Below are 19,593 nucleotides of genomic sequence, written 5' to 3'. Positions count from 1 at the left end.
CTCCTATAAGGTGTTTTCGGGTATGTGATGTTAATAAATCTCAAAATAGCGCAGGCAACCTCCTATTTACTCTGAATTTTGAAAAAAAATCATACACGTTCAGTCCTCATTGTCCAACCTGATGAAAATCATGACCGCGTCTCTCAGGAACTCAGCTGTACCTTGCTCGCCGGCATCGTAATAAGCTTTAAAACGCTCATCATCCACATACATCTGGGCAAGGCCGGCATGTGCCTCCCTGCTGTAGGAAACCCAATAGAAACTTAGCCACTGTTTATGGAGTTCTGCCGCCTCCTGTGCAGGCTGTCCGCCGGGATCTCCTGTTTTCATAGCCACTCTTAGCTTAGACAGCATTTCAACTTCGACCTTCGCTGCCGCCTGAAACTCTTCCTGAGTTTTATGCTTAAGGTTATGGTTTGACTCTTCTACAGCCTTCTTTCCATATTTCTTTCTGATTTCCTCCCCATACTTTTTCTCATTGTCGTCGATTAATGTCTCTATGAAGCCTTCGAACATTTCTTCATCCATCATCTCTTCCATTCCCTCTTTTCTCAAAATTGTCTTTTCTACATTGGAAATCAACAAATCCAGCTGCCTCCTTTTCTTGAGAAGCTGCTCCCGATGCTGACGGAGCGCCGCCATTCCATCAAATTCCGGATCACTCAGTATCTCTTTGATTTTCTCCAGCCCTACTCCGAGCTCTCTGTAAAATAGTATCTGCTGCAGTCTGTCAATCTCGGCAGATCCATAAATCCGATAGCCCGAAGAGGACAGTCTCGCAGGCTTTAAAATACCGATTTCATCATAATATCGAAGCGCCCTTGAACTAATTCCGGCAATACCCGCCAGCTTACGAATTGAATATTCCACCCCTCCCCCTCCTTTCTTTTTTAATCTACACCTTGACGCAGCGTTAAGGTCAATGGTCATCTTACCTATATTAAAATCAAGCGATTTCTTTTTATTTTCTATCCTGACAACAAAAAAAGAGGGCAGTCACTCCCTCCTTGTTGTTATTTGCTCAATATATAGAATCAACTTTTCAAAATTCCCCGCTCCTGTATTCTTAGCTGTAAAATCTTTTGCCACTCCTTGCTCAAGCCCGAAATAGATTGGGTCTGTCCAGTGATAAAGCACGGCTGCAGCTTGCTTCGCTATCCGCCTGCTGTGTATTCCTTGAAGGAAAAACAAAAAAGCTTACGTTGGATTCTGCCTTTGTCTCCAATGAGCTTATACCAGCTCTGACCTATATAAAAGGGATTGGTCAGCATTTTCTCAACTATTTGGCTGATTTTAAGTGCGCTTTCCTCCCGGCTTAATTCTTCTTTGATTGAAAGCGCCATTACAAAATAAGATTTTTCCTTATCCAGCTCCAGAAGCTGCAAATATACTGCATCCCGCTGCCTCAAGTTAAAATCCTCGAGAACGGTTTCTATGCCTTTTTCAGGCACCACTTCGTATTTCCCTGCATCTGACCATTTGGTAACCAAGGCATCATATAAAGACAGCGTCAAGATAAAATGAGAGGCAAAATCTGCCGGATTGAATTCTTTTGTCGATGTTTTTTTTTCTTCTTCTGGAATTACAATGAATTGGCTATAGTCCGCAAAAAATTTCCCAGTCAAATCTTAAACCCTCTTTCATCTGCAATCTTAGATTGTACAGTAACAGCTTACTCAATATTATTTTAGTTCGATAATTTTTTCCAAAAACCTGCTGCAAATAAGACGATTTGCTAAAAAACTGTGGATTTTTTTCACTTACAGAATAATGTTTTCAGTTTCATGAAATGATACATCAGTGATGCCTTACGCCCCTTATCACTATGCTGACTCCTCTTTGTTTCCAGGCATCTGATGAAGGCCTTGTCACATTCACACCTCGGCCTTCCACGGCTTATGCATAAATCATGTTTGTAACAGCAGCCATCCACATCATTGATCGGTGCCCCCGGACCGCTGCACCCAGGACCGCACCATCGGTACCCCGGAAACAGGCACAGACCGCCTGCTTTTCTATTTTTAGTCATTCCTGTATCTCCCATCGGCTTTTCTAATAAACTATGAAGAATAATGAGAAATGACAGGGACAAAGTTCCTAATTGCCTGAAAGCACATGGTTTTAATGAAACCGTTGGACATCTGTATAAATGAAAGGACGTCTTTTGTCGCAAATCATAAGAAAATGTCTATATGATTTTGTACTAATTGCGAAATGAGTAATTTAAAATTAATGGTAATCGTTCTGTGAGAGGTTGAAATCAAAAATGAATGAACTTCTGAGTAGAATAAATTCCATGCAGCAGGAGATGCTCTCCATTGCAGCTGAGACAGGCCTGAACAGCCAGGAAACCATTGCCTTCAGCCAGAAACTGGATGAATTAATTATAGAGTACCAAAGGAAAATTTTTAATAATTAAATAGGACTATTATTCTATGTAAGAATAAGAGAGCCGCTCCTGTGATTAATCTTTTTCCAGGGGGGCCCTCCTTACTTTTTCTTATCTGTCAGCCTCTCAACGCAGAGACCGCCTCTATTAGTCTTAATGCCTCTTCTTTTGTATTATATGGGGCCAGCCCTGCACGGATCCATCCGCCCGAAGTACTCACCCCTGTTCTTTCTCCAAGTGTGGCAGCATAAAAATCCCCGCTCGCAAGAAAAAGAGAATGCTGCTCAGCTAAAATAGAACACACTTCTTCCGGCTCAAAACCCTTCACCTTAAAGGCAATAGTCGGTGTTTTCGGGATATCTTCAGCAGCCTGATATAAGACAACGTGCGGCATCCTGCCTAATCTACTCCGGATCAATTCCTGAAGCATGTCTTCATATTCCCCGGCTGCCCTGAGTCCTGAAACAATTCTTTCCCTCCTTGATTCCCCGCTGCCAAGCTTTTCAAAAAAGCCTATTGCCGGCTCAATCCCTGCAAGGCCTTCATGATTTTGTGTTCCCGTTTCCAGTTTGTCTGGATAATAGGCAGGAGAAGGCTGGAGCTTGTATGGCTTCAACTTTGAAAACACTTCTTCCTTGACGGCAGCAATTCCTATATGTGGACCGAAGAACTTGTACGCCGAACATAGAAGAATATCTGCACCCAGTTTATCCCGGTCTATGGCAAAATGCGGAGCGGCATGAACAGCATCCATGGCTACCAGAGCACCTGCTTCTTTTGCTCTCTTTACAATTTTATCTGTATCCACAATGGTCCCGACCGCATTGGAGGCAAGGCCGACAGCCACAAGCACCGTTTTTTCATTAATGATTTCATCTAAATCATCCAGCGACAAAGTCAGGGCATCCACATCCGCTTTTATCCATCTGACCGTCATCCCTCTGTCTTCTGCAATCTGCAGCCATGGGTCAATATTGGCATGGTGATCCATTTCAGTAACGACTATTTCATCGCCAGGGCCCCAGGATCGGCCTAGTGCCCTGGATATGGCGAGCGTAAGGGTGGTCATGTTTGCGCCGAAGGCAATTTCCTCAGGCTTCGTGTTCAGGAAGTCTGCCGCAGCGCTTCTTGCCCCCCTGATGATTTCTTCTGTTTCCCGGCTTGAAGGAAATCTTCCATGCAGGTTGGCTCCCCCTCTCTCCATATAGCCTGCAATGGCCTTAATGGCGCTTTGGACTGTCTGCGATCCGCCCGGACCATCCAGATAGGCAGCAGCTCTTCCATTATAAATCCTGCCCAGGGCAGGAAATTGTTTCCTGACCGCTTGAATGGGAAAAACAAGTGTGTTCTGGTTCATTGATACTCCTCCTGCTAATTTAGTCATCTATAACTATTTAAACAAGCATGTTCTTAATCCCTCCTGTATACCAGTATTTTATCCGGACAGTTCCCGCTGATTTTTTGCCAAAACCCTTCTATAATATAATTATCAGAAAGACATATTTGTTTTAAACCAGTGTTCTAAGATGGGGAGGAAATAGGCATGACACAGATCCTGCACAAAGAAAAGCTGATTTATTCCTTCAGCAAAAACCATGAACCTGCTATAAAGGTTCCATCAGGAACCCGGATATTCATAGAAACGTATGATTGCTATAAAAATCAGCTAAAGCGGACCGAAGATCTATATCGTCTGAAACCTGAAGAAATCAATCCAGTTACCGGTCCCATCTACATTGAATCAGCTGAACCAGGGGATATACTAAAAGTGGAAATCCACAGCCTGCGGATTGCCGAAGAAGGAGTCATGACCGTCCGTCCCGGAAAGGGAATCCTCGGTCATCTTGTGAAAGAACCGGAAATGAAGATTATTCCGATCCGCGGCAATAAGGCCGTTTTCAACGAAAGCATCCACCTATCCCTGAATCCGATGATAGGGGTGATAGGGGTGGCGCCAGCAGACAGAGCTGTCCCGGCAGGCACGCCTGGAGTTCATGGAGGAAACCTCGACACCCTTTCAATTAAGGAAGGAGCAGTCTTATACCTGCCTGTTTTTACGGAAGGTGCACTCTTTGGGCTGGGAGATCTACATGCTGCAATGGGGGACGGAGAAGTAGGAATTTCCGGCATCGAGACAAGCGGGACAGTGGAGGTGAGCTTACATATTATTAAAAATCAACGTCTGGACGGTCCTCTCGTGAAAAATGAAGGCTCCTTTTCAACTCTGGCTTCTGCACCCACCCTGCACGAGGCAGCAAAAAAAGCAGCCGAAGCAATGGTCGACTTCCTCCTTCCCCACTCCGGCCTGACTCAAAGCGAGCTGACTATGCTCTGCAGCGCCACAGGACACCTGCAAGTCTCCCAGGCTGTCAACCCGCTGGCCACCGCCCGGTTCACCATGGGGACAGTCCCGCATTAGCATTCCTGTAGATCGTTATTTTTCAACTTTGAAAAAAATAGGGCTCCTCAGTAAGATATGAGTAAGACACGACTCTAACTCAAAACCTTAGGAGGAACCCTTACTATGAAGTTTAAAATGCAGGACAAACAAAATCAACTAATTGAAAGAATTACTGATAAGCATCTCGTTGTCGGAATTGATATTGCACAACAGTTTCACGTTGCAAGGGCTGTCAATTTCCGCGGGATTGTTGTAGGAGATCCAATCACTTTCTCAAACAATGAAGACGGTTTTTCGACCCTATTAAACTGGTTGAAAAATCTTAAGAGAATACATAAGTTAGAGGCAGCTATTGTCGGGATGGAACCCACAGGTCATTACTGGATCAACCTTTCGAAATGGCTAATAAAACAAGATATTGAGGTAGTAACTGTTAATCCTCACCTGGTGAAAAGAAATAAAGAAAACCGTGATAATACCCAATCTAAAAGTGATAAGAAAGACGCTCTTGTAATAGCCGATATGGTGAAGAACGGTTACTATGCCTTTGTAAGGAATACCTCTGAGTCGTTTGAAAAACTTAGGGTTCTAATGTCCAACCGGGATGTCATTGTTAAAAGACTAGTCAGCTCTGTTAATCAATTAAATCGCTGGGTGGATATAGTTTTCCCTGAGCTTAGGCAAGTATTTAAAGACATCACTGCTAAAGGTGCGATTGCCACACTACGGCTTTTCCCATCCCCGATGGAACTGAGTTCCATGAAGCCAGAAGAGATAGTGTCCGGTTGGAAGTCACTCATGAAGAGACAGCCTGGGTTAAAGAAAGCCTATTTACTGCTCAATGTAGCCAGGAAATCTGTTGGTACAAGACAAGCAATAGAGGCTTACAAATTTCATCTTGAACAATTACTCGAAGAGTATGACCTTGCGGTTCAACAACTTGAAAGAGTGGAACTAGCAATTAAGGATGAACTGCCTAAAATTCCATTCGCAGATAAGTTGCTTATGATAAAGGGAATTAGTGAAATTTCGTTAGCTGGTATTTTAGGGGAAGCAGGAGATTTAAGTGGTTTTTCACACGGCAATTCTTTACTTCGCCATGCAGGACTCCATCTCGCTGAAGCTAGTTCTGGGAAGTGGAAAGGGCGAATTGTCATTTCCAAGCGTGGAAGATCAAGGCTTAGGCGTTTCCTTTATTTAGCCACAATGAGCTTAGTGATGAACAACCCAGAATTTAAGGCCATCCACTCCAACAATGTTAAAGTGAAGAAAATGAAAAAGATGAAATCCATCATGAAGTTAGTTGGCAAGTTAGCACGCATATTTGTAGGATTAGCACGTAAAAACGAAACGTATTGTGCCAAGAAAGTCCAACCGATAACGGAGTTGGCAGCGTAGTTTAACCCATTTAATCGGTTTCGTAGAGAAGCTTTAGATCGAGTGTTGGCTTATTCGTAGGATTTCAAATATGTACGGAGTACCAGGTTTCTTAAACAAAAGGGCTCTGACCCATTGCGTTAGCATAACTGGCCTCCACCCCTTGGATAGGCATAACGAAGGAATGAGAGGGCATTGACCCGTTGAGACATGGGAGGGAAAGCCTCCAGGGGCGGCGTGGAGATGTACATTATATGGTAGAATGTGGAGAATGAAACTTACTCCTTTATTTAACCATGCCTCCACGTAGCTAAATGTCCTCAATTTACTTCCTACAGCCAATGGATGATATCCTTGGTGTATGAAATCCTGCGAATAAGCGAGCATTCGGAAGAAAATCGAATTAAACTGAGGGAGTTTATCATAGGTGATATCTGTTGAGAACAGGCAGCTATCAACAATCATTTACTAATGGTGGTGGCATCATTAAGATGTTTAATTTGCTCAAGAAATTCAAACCAACTCAAATAATGGTCGAGGTACTTTGTATGTAAACTAGGAAAATTTCACTCTACCGTTCCAATATAGAACATAAAAAACTCCAGATTTTTATACTGGAGTTTTTATTTTCATTTTTTTCACAAAATTTTCCCAACTTTTTCAGCCTTTAAAGGTTTACGTCTATAAAGGCATATGATGCAATGCTGAAAATTACTATTAACCCTTTGATGAACGGATGGTTAAGTTTTTTATGATTCCAGTTTTTTGTAGACATTACAATTAAGTCATACACGTTACTTGATATCAAAACCAATAGAACAACCCCTATAACTCTGAACACAAGGTTATCAAGGCTGAATACCACTGCAATAGCTAACATTAAATAGCAGAGAAACAGAGTCCCATTAAAATCAAAACTTATTTTCTTGCCAAACAGCAACTTTTCCCCCTCCTTTTCAATTAATAATATCATTATTGTCAATATTGAAAAGATTTAGTTTTATTATATTTAGGATAAATATTGAAAAAATAGACTTATTTTCCTAATACCCCAAATAATTACAATGTGTATGCTTAAATTGTACCCCACTTACAATATCTAGGAGGTAAAGAAATGGAAATCAAAAGAAAATTATTAGTTTCTGGAATAGCTGGTGCTTTGTTACTCCCATCTACCACATCATTTGCAACCACAGATGTAACAAAAACCCCAAGCCAAAGCCAAGAGGCTCAATCATCGGCAAAGTCAAAAGACAAACTCTCCAACGAACAGCTTAAATCATTGAAGGACAGTGTAAAATATTCAAAGAACAAGGCATCTAGTAAGTTTAAAAATGCTGACTTTAAAGTTGATGATGTTGAAGTAACTATTATCACTGATGAGGGACAAGAAGTAACTGATGATATGCTTCAAGATGCTAACAGTTATGTATCTGAAACTAAAGCAGGGAATACTAATAGCCAAGCTATGATTGAAGCTAACCTCGCCCCTGACACTGATACATACGTTGAACCAGAACCTGGCTACGCTGAAGAACTTCCTGGTAGTGGCGCATTAATGGCATCAGGCAGAAGGGATTTTAGTGATAAGACTGTTGGTTACATCGAATCAGCTATTGAGGGTGTATTTACTGCCATAACTGTAGGAGCTGGTTATAGGTTTGGTCCAAAGGGTGCAACTGCTGTAGCTGGGATAGCTGTAACAGCGTCTGGCTGGATAAACAATTATTTAGATCCATCCTATACTACTTCAAAATGTTATAGAGCTTATAACTCATATACTAAGCGATACCATTGGGATCTGTATGAAAATATATATTCAGATTCTGGTCTGAAAAATATAAAGAAGGTTGTAATCAGGTATGATTTATACCAGACGCTCTCAAATAATGTAGTTGGATATTAAAGTTTCAAGAAGCGCTTCTGCTATAGCAAGAAGCGTTTTTTTATTTCTATATCACAATATGCTATCATATGAGAAAGGGTATCAATATTCCCTGTATATTTTTATTTCTAAGGCTGCTGTTATGGTTGAAGAGAAGCATAGTAAAGGTTGGCAATTCGTTAGGAATTAGAATCCCTTCCCCTCTGCTTGAAGAGTTTGGCGTTACTTATAAAGATGAAGTGGAAATTGAGTACAATAAAGAAGCTGATATTATCATTATCAGCAAAGAAAAAATCACTAATAACCTTGAAACATTAATTAGAGGCGTAGTAGAACAATACATAAAAGAAAAAGGGAGCGATTAAATGGGTGGGTATCCCCTCCCTCGTAAAAGACGAACATAATCACTTAAAAATTCTGGCCAAACTTATCTAGCACGAACGAAATTTCATGTCGGCAAAAGAAATTGTTCGTATAATTTCAGAGTTGGCACAGTCGGAATTAAAAAAATATCCTGCATTTTACATTTTATTTTGGGTATGTTAATATTGCCACACCATTAAAACGATTTATCCAGCCTTTCAACCTACTGTGATAACTATTTACATTCTGGATATGATACACTCCTCGAACACGTTCTTTACCATCTGATTCAAATCTGTAATATTCAAGTCCTTTTTCTTTTGCATACGTCATAAAAGCTCGTCAAGCATCAGTACATAAAATATTGGAAGGAGACAGTATGTAGCCGATAGCTTCATCTAATCGAGCTTTTACAATTCGTCCCTGACCAATCACTTACGAGTATGTTGCTTTTTGACGGTCTCTTGCCACAAGAACACAGACTTGTTCTTTACTGATGCCTCGCTTTGAAGAAGAACCACCACGTTTTCGAGCTTTTCGTCCTTCTACCTTACGTTTGCCTGTTTATGAGTACAGAAAATAAGTCTCATCCATTTCCACAATACCTTCAAATTGCTTAAAGTCCATCTCTTTAATAGCTGAAAGTAGTTTGTGTCTCCAATAAAACAGGGTTACATAATGAACTTCTAAAAGTTCTGCCGATTTACGAAGTGAATAAACCTTCTATCATACACTGAACGAACTCTAGCCATTTGTGAGGCATATGAGTACGATAAAGAGGAGTATTCGTAACATCAGTAAACGTCTTCCCACAATCCTTACAGCGATAACGCTGTCGTTCTAGATTGCGAGTTCCCATCTTGACACTGTATTTACCGAAACGAACAACGTTATTAGAATGGCAATGTGAACAAGTTAATCCATCTTTATGCTTCCGCTCTGAAACCTCTTTAAAAAACAGGTTCGCTTGCAGAATAGGAAGCCAAAGATTTAGTAAAGAACTCTTTTAAACGGTATTGGTCTGCCGTACTCAGTTTGCTAATTTCTGGGATAATTTCCTTCATTGCCATTTTTAACAACTCGCTCTCGTCCTTTTTTACATACTCATTATAGAACAAGAAATTTCGTTTTTTTCATATTTCAACAGAATTATTTAACATAGCTTTTTTTAAAAGGGATTCCCCGCATATAGCAGCCAATCCCTTTGTTTCATTACCTGCCTTAACAGACAGAGACATCTGGCTGCTCTATGCAATAGCCCGGACCATTTATTGTGCTCCTTCTCAGGAATTAAAATAGAACCAGGTGACATTCACTCACAGCATTAACCCATATAAAAAACACCTCCATCTGCCGTATTGCACAATACGGCTATGGGGGTGTCATTTTGATTTATAATTTTATCTAATAATTCAGCTCCGGAATGTTACAGCTTTCCCGCCTTAGTGGATGCTTCTCTTCTTAAAACGGCCGCCCCTAACCTCGGCGATATCTCCAATCGCCAGGAAGGCTGTCGAATCTATATCCTCGACAAGTGATATAAGTTTGGATTCCTCCAGACGGGTGATGATACAGAATATGACTTTCTTATCGTCACCTGTATATGCTCCTTCTCCATGTAGATACGTCACTCCCCGGCCAAGCCGGGCATTGATGGCTTCGCCAATTTCTGTAATTTGATCGCTGATGATCCAGGCAGATTTAGATTCTTCAAATCCATCCACCACGGTATCTATCGCCTTGGCAGCTATCACATAAGCCAGTATGGAATACATGGCGCGGTCCCATGTGAAGACAAACCCTGCAGCGCCAAGAATGAATATGTTTACGAACATAACAATTTCCCCAACGGAAAAAGGAACCCTTTTGTTGACCACAATTGCAAGGATTTCTGTTCCATCCAGAGCACCGCCGTTACGAATAACCAGGCCGATTCCTACTCCGAGGGCCATTCCGCCAAATATGGTTGCCAGGAGAATATCCTCTGTAAAAGGTGGCACAGGATGGAATAGTGTAGCAAAGATGGAAAGCATTACGATTCCATATATAGAGGAAAATGCGAATGTTTTGCCAATCTGTTTATATCCCAGATAAATGAAGGGCAAATTCAGTAAAAGGAGGAAGATTCCAAGTTCCCAGCTTGTTAGATAGGAGAGCATGATTGAAACGCCTGTTATTCCCCCATCAATAACCTGGTTCGGTATAAGGAAAATTTCAAGGCCGGTCGCCATAAGCAGGGCCCCTATGGTAATCATGATCACACGAACAGCCAGCCTGCCTTTTGAAATCCTTTTATGCTGGATTTTAGCAATGGACAGGCTGTCATCCTCAATAATATGGTTCATAAACTCACACCTTTCTTATTAACAACGCAAAAGATCTACAGATTTACATCAAAAATCGTATTTACCGGCTCTTCCTTTTTAATTCCCAGGTATTTATAGGTTTCTGAGGGTGTCGAATGCTGATAGTGCTTCTGAATCAGGGAAATGGAAACACCCTTTTTGTAAGCATGATATCCAAACGTTTTGCGCATGGAGCTTGCTCCATAGCTCCCCTGGATACCCAGCGCATTCACAGCATCATGAATAATCCGATGCGCCTGTACACGGCTTATCGGCTTCTTTGTTTTTGGGGATATAAAAATGTAATCCTCAGAAGAAAGGCCAGAGTCGCCGAGATACTCAATGAGGGTGTTTCTTAAAGTGGCGTTTAAATGGATTTCCCTTTGAGTGCTTTCATCAGAGGACAGAACGAATGATGTTTTTATCTTATTTCCTTTTCCACGTACATCCGATACTTTGATAGATAATATCTCACTAATTTTTAGTCCAGTATTGATTCCCATCACAAATAAGAGCAAGTCCCTATAAGAGTGTTCCCGCAAATACTTTTTGATTGCCTTAATCTGTTCAACATCCTTGAATGGATCTACACAGTTCATGTCCGCCTCCAGAATGTAACATATCTTTATAATATCATTTATTATGTTACATCGCATAAGAATATGCTTATAAATAAGAACAAAGTGGTTTAATTTGAAGTTAATTGGTTAAATTATAAATATACTCGTTGCGGGACTTAACCGGTCGCAGCAGTAGGGCCCGGGTTTTCCGGGCTTTTTATTTTGCCTCCAGAATGGACGGCTGCCTTCGCTCTATTTTGCACCCCTGCTAATGAATATACCCCCTCAAACGATCACTAGATTTGATAATTTTTTCTCTCCATACCTGTAAGCATGACATTTGTGTATGTTTTTTTGTACTTACTTCCTGCACAATATAAGCAAAAGACTATCATACAGCAGATTTACTTCATAGGAGGATTCGGACCATGAAAAAGCCAAAAATTGCCTGGATCACAGATACAACCAGTACTTTAGATTCTGAATATATCAAGAAGCACAACATACATGTTATTCCTTTAAATGTTGTGATTAATCAAACCTCATACAGAGAGACAATTGATATCACTGAAAAAGAATTCTACGAACGGATGTCTACGGAAGAAGGAACCTTTCAATCTTCCCAGCCTTCTGTCGGCGAATTTGTTGAGTTATATGAGAAATTAAAAACGGAATATGACGAAGGGGTAGCCATTCATGCTTCCAGCAAGCTGACCGGGACGTATAAGACTTCTATCATGGCTGCTGAAATAGCCGGATTCAAATTGCATGCACTGGACTCTGAGACAGGCTCCTATCCCCTTTCGTTTCTAGTTAAAAAAGGAATCTCCCTCGCTGAGGAAGGTGCTGGCGCAGAGGAAGTAATTTCAGAATTGAAAGGCATCCTCGATACAACCAGGCTCTATCTTGTTCCTTCAAACCTGAATCAGCTCCAGAAGAGCGGCAGGGTAACAAGCGGACAGAAGGTACTTGCCACCTTGTTTAAAATCAATCCTATTTTGTCAATAGAAGATGGGGAAGCAAAAATAAAGGATAAAGTACGTACTGAGAAAAGGGCAATGAATTGGCTGGTCGACGCCCTTGGAGAAGAAAAGAAGCTTTTTAAGATTGCGAAAGCCGCAATCGTCCATGCGAATGAGCAGGATAAAGCGGAAAAACTTGAACTCCTGGTAAAAGAAGCCCACCCCGATATAGATACAGAAATTACCATGCTTATACCAGCAGCCGGAGTTCATACTGGTGCAGGAACGATGGGGCTCTCCTGGGTTATTGAGAAATAATGTTTTCTCTAAAAAAGGAACTGCATTTGCAGCTCCCTTTTTTGTTTTACTATTAAGCAGCCCCGCGGTTTCTTTCATGAAAAACATTATTCGCAAGGTATTTGTGGAAAAACCATTCGCCTCCGCCGATGATAACGGCAGATATCAGGGCTGCAGCAAGGGTTTGTTCGGTATCTGTATAAAGAGCGTTACCCAAGAGCCAGATAAGGATGAATGCCATTACAATATCAGAGATGGTGGCAACCATATTGCGTTTTGAGTATTCTGTATCATTCTTCGTACCGCGGAAGATAAAAATATCACCAAGAAGATAGGCGAACACGGTCAAAATGACGCTAATCAATAAAGTATCACTGAATTCTCCCCCAAAGATGCCGGTAACAATGATTCCAAGGACCAGGGTAATCATGACAAATTTAATGACTATAGCCTTTACATGATGCATTCCTTTTTCCTCCTTTATGCTTTGTCTGCTTTTTATATACCCTTTTCAGCTTAAGGAAACCCTAATTTTTACAGTTCAATGCTATCCAAAGAGTAAGCATTTCTTTTCATGCTTATCGTCAGATCCTGTTCCGGGACTGAATAATCCAGTCTTGAAAGTGGAAGTCTTACGAGGCTATCCTCCATGGTTGTGATCGTAATCTGTGTCCGCTTTCCTCCTCTCCCCCCACATTTGGGAAATAAATCGAATAAGCCTCCCTGCATTCCCTGAAGTGTTCAGGGATAAACCGTTTCGATTCATTTTGGGGCAGCTCCTTTTCGCTGGAATCGGGAGTAATCATAAAACAGCTTATCCGTTCCACTCCGCTGATACAAATCACCTTCTAGCCAAGCAGCCTGGTCTTAAATATATCTGAGTTATCTTTCCGGCTCTTCTTTGAATGAATTGATATCCCTCCATTAATAAGGGCAGGCTGTTGTCAGGACTTTTCTTTGATGGAACCGGCGATTTAGCTTTCATTGGCAGCATCCCTCATGGATAGAGTTCCTCGGCATTTTAAAGAATGTCCGCAAGTAGGTGTGAATAACAAAAGAACACCCTATCCCTGAAAAGATAGAGTGCTCACAGCCTGCTCACTTTTTACTTTGCTGGATAGAATTCCGTCTTGCCTTATCTGCCAATTTAAATTCCTTGCTGTAATGAACTTCCTGAGTGCCGGTAAGCCCATGATTTTGCTTTGAGTCTTGAGGTTTCTTTTGCATGGAGCATCCCTCCTTAGGTTGTTAATTGTGATATACCCTTCCAGTTCTTGAGAAAACCTTTACAAAGGCAGGGACTTAACCTTCTAGTTCAGAATATCCCCAGGCGCCCTTCTGTAAATATCTTGTAAATTTTGATATAATAGTATCAGATAGGAGGAAATAAATGAAATTCATCAAAATCATTCTCGCCGCGCTTCTGCTTGCTGCATTGTCCCTGGGCTTATTGCTCTATTATCCTGACTATCAACTGAATAAACTTAAAGCAAAAGGGAATGAAGAACAAACCATGACAGCAAAGAACCATTCTTCTTATCTGGATTATTATAAAAACAGTCCGAAATCCCAGATCAGCCATCTGGCTCTTGGTGATTCTGTTATAAAGGGATATGGCAGCAATGACGGCCATAACCTGGTTTCCGATTTCTCCACTGAACTTGGCCGGATGACAGGGAAATCTGTCACGTACCAGAATGAGGGGATCAATGGCATCACAAGCGCCACACTCAGATCCCTGATTGAGGAAGGCACGTTTGATGAACAAATCAAAAACGCCGATCTAATCACCTTGAACATTGGAGGCAATGACCTGCTGAAAGCAGCTTCCGCAAGCCGGGATATTTATGAAGCTATCAAAACCTTCAATAAGCTTCAGTCCTCGTTCACTGATAACCTGACTGCCATTTCAGCCCATATCACTGCCTTGAATCCGGAGGCGGCCGTTCTTATGCTCGAATTATATAATCCCCTTCCGGAGGACAGCCCATTTTACAGCTTAGGCAGTAAATTGCTTCCACAATGGAATCTTATGATTTATGAAGCATCAAGCAAAATGGATTCTGCTGTTGTCATTGAAACCACCCGTGTCATCAATGGCAGGAATATCAGATATCTTTCTCCGGATGGCATCCATCCAAATTCAGAAGGATATGCAGCCATTTCCAAGCAAATGATCCATCAGCTTGAGAAGCGGACCAGTCCGTTGAAGTCATGACCAAATGAAAAGCCCCGGCCACATAGGAGGGCACTGAAAAAGTCCTTAAAGGATAGCTTTGTTAAATTGGACGGTTGATTTCCACTCCAGGATGCTACGCTTTCCGCGGGGCGTGCGGTGAGCCTCCTCAGCGCTATAGCGCCTGCGGGGTCTCACCTGTCCCGCTAATCCCGCAGGAGTCTCCGCACCTTCCGTTCCAATCAACCTAGTGCTACTGAACCTATATTTTAGACAAACTATAAGCCGTCCAAATTCCTGACTTTTTTAAGGGATTCGGGCGGTTTTTATTTTATAATAAAGGTAATCTATTCGAAATGGGTGGTTCCAATGATGCCAATGCAACAATCAATCAAACTAAGTCCTTATATGGGTCTCTATGACCTTATCGTGCCAAAGGATAATATGTTGCGCCAGATTAATGATCTGGTCGACTTTACCTTTGTTTACGAAGAGCTCCAGGATAAGTATTGCCTTGATAATGGCCGGAACGCAATCGACCCGATCCGAATGTTCAAATACCTATTATTAAAAACCATCCATGACCTTTCGGACATGGATATTATTGAGCGTTCCAAATACGATATGTCCTTCAAATATTTCCTGGACATGACTCCAGAAGAGGAAGTTATAAACCCGAGCTCCCTGACCAAATTCCGTAAATTGAGGTTAAAGGATAGCAACCTCCTGGATTTGCTTATTAATAAAACGGTAGAGATTGCCTTAGAAAAAGAGATTATCAAAAGCAATTCCATTATCGTCGATGCCACTCATACAAAAGCCCGTTATAATCAGATGAAACCGAAGGAAGTTCTGATGGAGCGCTCCAAGAAGCTGAGGAAGGCGATTTACCAAATCGATGAATCCATGAAGTCCAAATTCCCTCCCAAGAAAAAAACGGATGTGTTGGAGGATGAAATTACTTATTCACAAAAACTTATTGAAGTGATCGAAAAGGAAGAGACAATAGTCCATTATCCGGCCGTTAAGGAACAGCTGAACCTATTGAAAGAGACAGTCTCAGATGACTTGGAACAGCTCCAATGTTCAAAGGATCAGGATGCGAAGGTGGGACACAAGACAGCAGATACTTCATTCTTTGGATATAAGACCCACCTGGCGATGAGCGAGGAACGAATTATCACGGCAGCTGTGATTACGACAGGCGACAAAAATGATGGCAAGCAACTTCATACTCTTATTGAGAAAAGCAAAGAAGCTGGTATGAAGATTGAAACGGTGATTGGCGATACGGCATATTCAGAAAAAGAGAATATTATCTATAGCAAGACAAACGAAATTGAATTGATTGCCAAATTGAATCCAAATATTACCCAAGGCACTCGTAGTAAGGAAAATGAATTTGAATTCAATAAGGACGCTGGGATGTATGTATGTAAAGGAGGACACCTCGCAATCAGGAAGGCTCGACAAGGGAAGAAACATACGGACAGTAACGGCAGGAACCAGGTAGATACCTATTATTTTGATATTGAAAAATGCAAGCGTTGCCCGTTAAGGGAAGGTTGTTATAAAGAAGGAGCGAAAAGCAAGACGTATTCTGTTTCGTTGAAGTCACCTGAACACTCTGATCAGGCAGTGTTTCAGGAAAGTGAGTACTTCAAAGAGAAATCAAAAGAACGGTATAAAATAGAGGCGAAGAATAGCGAATTGAAACACAGGCACGGGTATGATGTAGCCACATCCTCGGGTCTGATTGGCATGGAAATGCAAGGTGCCATGGCCATATTTACAGTCAATTTAAAAAGAATTCTAAAACTGATGGTACAAAAATAAAAGCAAAAAGAGAAAAAAACAGAAAAAGAACCGATTCACTTCCAAAAACATGGAAGTGAATCGGTTTTTTTCGTTTGGATTCTTTAGAAAATCTAAAAAATTGGAAGATTTTCAGTGGCCTCCCACATAGCCGGGGCTTTTTTTGCTATTGCGTATTACAACAATAATTATGTTATGTCTACTTATATTTCATTTTCAACTCCTTTATATAATCCATACACGGGTTTTCTAATCGCAGCCCATGTATGGAAAGAAACCTGGACAAGGACAGGAACATACACAATAAAGCGCTGGAGCGGAGTAAGGCGCGGCAGGAATGCCAGCGAGATAAATGATGGTCACCACATCTGGCTGCAGTAAGCTTTATGAAACATGCAGCTCCCCCCTTTTCCACATGAAAAGAACCATGGATTCGACAATCTTTTAGGACTGTACCGATTCCATGGTATTTGTCAGCCGGCATCCCTTTGGTTCACCGCTCTTCTGCTGCTATTGTGTAAAAAAGTTCTGAGTATAATATGGCTGTGATTCCTCATTGAAAGCCACTCCCACACCAAGCCGCTCATAATCCTGCTTCAGGATATTTTCCCTGTGCCCAAGCGAGTTCATCAGCCCTTCATGAGCATACACACTGCTGAGCTGGCCATAGGCAATATTTTCCCCTGCCGTCCGGTAGCGGATGTTATCTTCCTTCATTCGGTCAAAAGGAGATAACCCCTGTAGGTTGGTATGATCAAAATAATGGTGCGCAGCCATGTCTGCACTATGCTTTTGTGCCGTCTGCTTAATATGGGCATCCCACGTCAATGGGCCGAGGCCATGTACCAGCCTTGAGGCATTGACCAAATCAAAAAGCTGGTATTCAAAGCCCGCTTCCAATTTGCTGTCTGGCTTGGCATAAAACGTCCGTTTGTCCTGCTCGATATCCTTTCTGATAATCTGGATGGCGGTTACCGTATTTTCTTGATGTTTATCATAAAAAATCGTGGTATAAGTTCCTCCAAGCAGATAAGTGTCATAATCTCTTTCTTTTGGGATGAGATAGGAAATGAGCCCTTTCTGGATCCTGTCGAGCGGCTTACCAAGTTTCCTTTGCGCATCAGCCTTATTGCTGCCATATTCAATTCCTTTTGTGGACGTGATCAAATCCTGGTTTGTGTATAATCCTGCCGCTTTATTGTTTTCATCATAGGAAATCATGGTAAACCGTTGATAATCCTTATGATAAACCGACCATTTTAGTCCATATTCATTATAAGTTTCCCGTTTTGGCTTTCCTAACCGCTTTTCAATTTCTGAGCGGGTATCTCCCAATTCGATATTATAGATCGAAAACACTTGATTTTTTGGTGCTGATAGTGCCGGTTTATCCAAAAGCTTAGTCTGCAATTGATCTTTCTGTCCTGGTATATCTTCAACAGATTGTTTCAGCTTTTGAGCAAAATCCCCAAATCCCGAGGCAGTTTCTTCGATCTTTTTGGCAAGATTTTCGTCTTCCTTCAAAGAAGTCAATTTTGCCTTTATATCCTGTAAGCCGCCGGGTAGACCCTGGCTGTCCTTTAACAAAATCCATGAGAATGAAACCAATATAATCAAAATGAGCAGTCGTTTCATATTTTCACCCCTTACCATTCTTGCCAGCACTACAGAGAACAAAACCCTGAGATAGAGTACTTTATATTTTACCCTAGACTCCGCATACTGAACAGGATTATGCCGCGCAGCACCTGGACCCAAATGAAAAAAGATGTTCTCGCATACACGGGGCTGTAATGGATTCCGCTGCAGGAGCAATCTACTGATTGAACATATAAAAACAGCAGCTTTTTAGAAAAAGAGCATAAACAAACATGAGTTTTCTACTCGCAGCCTATGCCTGGAAAGGAATGGCGGTGGAGCGGAGTAAGGCGCAGGCAGGAATGCCAGCAAGATAAATGATGGTCAAGCCCAATGGCAGGAAGCATTATGATACATGCAGCTCCGACCCTTTTCCACAGAAAAATAGCGGTTCCCTGGTGGAACCGCTCGTGGATCAGCCTTCTGTTCTCCTAAGAAAGCTCCCCACTATATTCATATATTCACCCGTCTGCTCAAGATACGGAGTATGTGAGCTTTTCTCAAACACATGGAATTCTGAACGGGGTGTCAATGTGCTGAAGAATCCGGTGGATTCCGGAGTAGCTTCATCATATTTTCCGCAAAGGTAGAGGGCGGGCAGGGACAGCTCACCCAGCCTCGGGGTCGCATCAAAATCTTTCAAATTCCCGGTGACACAAAATTCAGAAGGCCCCCACATAAGATTGTAAATTTCTGAGTTTCCAAGCTTCATCCCTTTAACAGATACTTCAGGCAGCGGGTCAATCCGGCATAAATGCTTCTTATAATATTGTTTTGATGCATCCTTATACTCCTGGCTGTCCGTAGTCCCCTCAGCCTCGCAGCGGTTGATGATTTCCTGGATATCCTGGGGCATATCGAGCAGCAGCCTTTTTTGATCGTCAGCCCACATGGCGGCACTCAGGCACGGACTTGAGAATATTGCGCTTTTTACCCCTTCAGGCTTTGTCAGGAGATAGGCAGCCAATAGAGTGGTGCCCCAGGAATGTCCTAATATGTGTACAACATCTAGTGAAAGACCTTTCCTGACCAGATCCAGTTCTTCGACAAAACGGTCAATATGCCATAAATCCGTATCTTCCGGACGTTCGGAGTATCCTCCGCCAAGCTGGTCGTAATAAATAATATCCCTTTCTTCTGCTAATTCATCAAGTGCCTCAAGCGGCAGATGGGAGCTTCCCGGGCCGCCATGAAGAACCAGCAGGGGCGCTGCATTCTTGCCGCTTCCAAACCGCCTGTACCAAACCCTGCCGCCAGTCACATCTAAAAATCCCTCTTCAATCATGTATGCCTCTCTCCAGTCATATGTAGTCTATAATTTTATTTTACTATAACTCTCACGATCTGCGCTCACAAAAAAGGCGGCCGCATCTCTGTGCAGCCAG

At 42.0% G+C, this 19,593-nt stretch carries 18 protein-coding genes and 2 pseudogenes; 8 read left to right on the top strand and 12 right to left on the bottom strand.

The window, feature by feature from the left end:
• Nucleotides 1-99 precede the first annotated feature (99 nt).
• Entirely contained in the window at nucleotides 100-870 is a 771-nt protein-coding gene (locus V1498_RS09740) for a MerR family transcriptional regulator (protein ID WP_409298605.1), read from the bottom strand.
• A gap of 284 nt (nucleotides 871-1,154) precedes the next feature.
• Complete coding sequence (locus V1498_RS09735; protein WP_409298603.1) at nucleotides 1,155-1,625, bottom strand: hypothetical protein; 471 nt, start codon at nucleotides 1,623-1,625, stop codon at nucleotides 1,155-1,157.
• 641 nt (nucleotides 1,626-2,266) lie between these two features.
• On the opposite strand from V1498_RS09735, the gene V1498_RS09730 reads away from it, so the two are divergent.
• Nucleotides 2,267-2,419 carry a Spo0E family sporulation regulatory protein-aspartic acid phosphatase gene (locus V1498_RS09730; RefSeq protein WP_409298601.1) on the top strand — a complete coding sequence of 51 codons (153 nt, stop codon included), beginning with the start codon at nucleotides 2,267-2,269 and terminating at the stop codon, nucleotides 2,417-2,419.
• 88 nt (nucleotides 2,420-2,507) lie between these two features.
• On the opposite strand, the gene V1498_RS09725 is transcribed toward V1498_RS09730, so the two are convergent.
• A complete protein-coding gene (locus V1498_RS09725) occupies nucleotides 2,508-3,746 on the bottom strand; it encodes a cysteine desulfurase-like protein (protein ID WP_409298599.1) in 1,239 nt (412 codons plus the stop codon).
• Between the two features lie 186 nt (nucleotides 3,747-3,932).
• Here V1498_RS09725 and V1498_RS09720 point away from each other — a divergent pair, with 186 nt between their 5' ends.
• Together V1498_RS09720 and V1498_RS09715 are read left to right on the top strand one after the other, a co-directional pair.
• Nucleotides 3,933-4,808 (top strand): acetamidase/formamidase family protein, encoded by an 876-nt coding sequence (locus V1498_RS09720; protein WP_409298598.1) that lies wholly within the window; start codon nucleotides 3,933-3,935, stop codon nucleotides 4,806-4,808.
• Between the two features lie 105 nt (nucleotides 4,809-4,913).
• Nucleotides 4,914-6,188 (top strand): IS110 family transposase, encoded by a 1,275-nt coding sequence (locus V1498_RS09715; protein WP_409296801.1) that lies wholly within the window; start codon nucleotides 4,914-4,916, stop codon nucleotides 6,186-6,188.
• A gap of 393 nt (nucleotides 6,189-6,581) precedes the next feature.
• On the opposite strand, the pseudogene V1498_RS09710 reads toward V1498_RS09715, so the two are convergent.
• Both V1498_RS09710 and V1498_RS09705 read right to left on the bottom strand, forming a co-directional pair.
• Nucleotides 6,582-6,730, bottom strand: a pseudogene (locus V1498_RS09710) (IS1595 family transposase); the annotation flags it as partial.
• A gap of 104 nt (nucleotides 6,731-6,834) precedes the next feature.
• The gene (locus V1498_RS09705) at nucleotides 6,835-7,107 is read right to left on the bottom strand and encodes a hypothetical protein (protein WP_409298596.1); all 273 of its coding nucleotides are present in this window, start codon (nucleotides 7,105-7,107) and stop codon (nucleotides 6,835-6,837) included.
• Nucleotides 7,108-7,281: 174 nt separating this feature from the next.
• Here V1498_RS09705 and V1498_RS09700 point away from each other — a divergent pair, with 174 nt between their 5' ends.
• Nucleotides 7,282-8,073 (top strand): hypothetical protein, encoded by a 792-nt coding sequence (locus tag V1498_RS09700; protein ID WP_409298594.1) that lies wholly within the window; start codon nucleotides 7,282-7,284, stop codon nucleotides 8,071-8,073.
• A gap of 125 nt (nucleotides 8,074-8,198) precedes the next feature.
• On the top strand, nucleotides 8,199-8,417 hold the full coding sequence (locus V1498_RS09695) for an AbrB/MazE/SpoVT family DNA-binding domain-containing protein (protein ID WP_409298593.1): 219 nt from the start codon (nucleotides 8,199-8,201) through the stop codon (nucleotides 8,415-8,417).
• 184 nt (nucleotides 8,418-8,601) lie between these two features.
• Here V1498_RS09695 and V1498_RS09690 read toward each other — a convergent pair.
• The 3 genes and pseudogenes from V1498_RS09690 to V1498_RS09680 form a co-directional block, all read right to left on the bottom strand.
• Nucleotides 8,602-9,485 (bottom strand): annotated as a pseudogene (locus V1498_RS09690) (IS1595 family transposase); the annotation flags it as partial.
• Nucleotides 9,486-9,857: 372 nt separating this feature from the next.
• Nucleotides 9,858-10,760, bottom strand: coding sequence for a YitT family protein (locus V1498_RS09685; protein ID WP_409298591.1), 903 nt, complete (start codon nucleotides 10,758-10,760; stop codon nucleotides 9,858-9,860).
• Nucleotides 10,761-10,795: 35 nt separating this feature from the next.
• On the bottom strand, nucleotides 10,796-11,359 hold the full coding sequence (locus tag V1498_RS09680; protein WP_409298589.1) for a tyrosine-type recombinase/integrase: 564 nt from the start codon (nucleotides 11,357-11,359) through the stop codon (nucleotides 10,796-10,798).
• A 389-nt stretch (nucleotides 11,360-11,748) separates the two neighbouring features.
• On the opposite strand from V1498_RS09680, the gene V1498_RS09675 reads away from it, so the two are divergent.
• Entirely contained in the window at nucleotides 11,749-12,600 is an 852-nt protein-coding gene (locus V1498_RS09675) for a DegV family protein (protein WP_409298587.1), read from the top strand.
• A 52-nt stretch (nucleotides 12,601-12,652) separates the two neighbouring features.
• Here the strand turns inward: V1498_RS09675 and V1498_RS09670 are convergent, their stop codons facing one another.
• Both V1498_RS09670 and V1498_RS09665 read right to left on the bottom strand, forming a co-directional pair.
• Nucleotides 12,653-13,045: a DUF2512 family protein gene (locus V1498_RS09670; RefSeq protein WP_409298586.1), complete on the bottom strand. Its 393-nt coding sequence runs from the start codon at nucleotides 13,043-13,045 to the stop codon at nucleotides 12,653-12,655.
• A 632-nt stretch (nucleotides 13,046-13,677) separates the two neighbouring features.
• Nucleotides 13,678-13,806 (bottom strand): YfhE family protein, encoded by a 129-nt coding sequence (locus V1498_RS09665; protein ID WP_409298584.1) that lies wholly within the window; start codon nucleotides 13,804-13,806, stop codon nucleotides 13,678-13,680.
• A 163-nt stretch (nucleotides 13,807-13,969) separates the two neighbouring features.
• Between V1498_RS09665 and V1498_RS09660 the strand changes: the two genes are divergently transcribed.
• Together V1498_RS09660 and V1498_RS09655 are read left to right on the top strand one after the other, a co-directional pair.
• The gene (locus V1498_RS09660; protein ID WP_409298583.1) at nucleotides 13,970-14,797 is read left to right on the top strand and encodes a GDSL-type esterase/lipase family protein; all 828 of its coding nucleotides are present in this window, start codon (nucleotides 13,970-13,972) and stop codon (nucleotides 14,795-14,797) included.
• Between the two features lie 327 nt (nucleotides 14,798-15,124).
• Complete coding sequence (locus V1498_RS09655) at nucleotides 15,125-16,591, top strand: IS1182 family transposase (RefSeq protein WP_409293864.1); 1,467 nt, start codon at nucleotides 15,125-15,127, stop codon at nucleotides 16,589-16,591.
• 489 nt (nucleotides 16,592-17,080) lie between these two features.
• On the opposite strand, the gene V1498_RS09650 is transcribed toward V1498_RS09655, so the two are convergent.
• Both V1498_RS09650 and V1498_RS09645 read right to left on the bottom strand, forming a co-directional pair.
• On the bottom strand, nucleotides 17,081-18,205 hold the full coding sequence (locus V1498_RS09650; RefSeq protein ID WP_409298582.1) for a CAP domain-containing protein: 1,125 nt from the start codon (nucleotides 18,203-18,205) through the stop codon (nucleotides 17,081-17,083).
• 418 nt (nucleotides 18,206-18,623) lie between these two features.
• The gene (locus tag V1498_RS09645) at nucleotides 18,624-19,493 is read right to left on the bottom strand and encodes a proline iminopeptidase-family hydrolase (RefSeq protein WP_409298580.1); all 870 of its coding nucleotides are present in this window, start codon (nucleotides 19,491-19,493) and stop codon (nucleotides 18,624-18,626) included.
• Nucleotides 19,494-19,593 lie beyond the last annotated feature (100 nt).

This window comes from Paraperibacillus marinus, from assembly GCF_046237605.1.
Lineage (GTDB): Bacteria > Bacillota > Bacilli > Bacillales > DSM-1321 > Paraperibacillus > Paraperibacillus marinus.
Note: the sequence above shows the minus strand (reverse complement) of the source record. Positions and strands in the feature narration are given on the sequence as shown.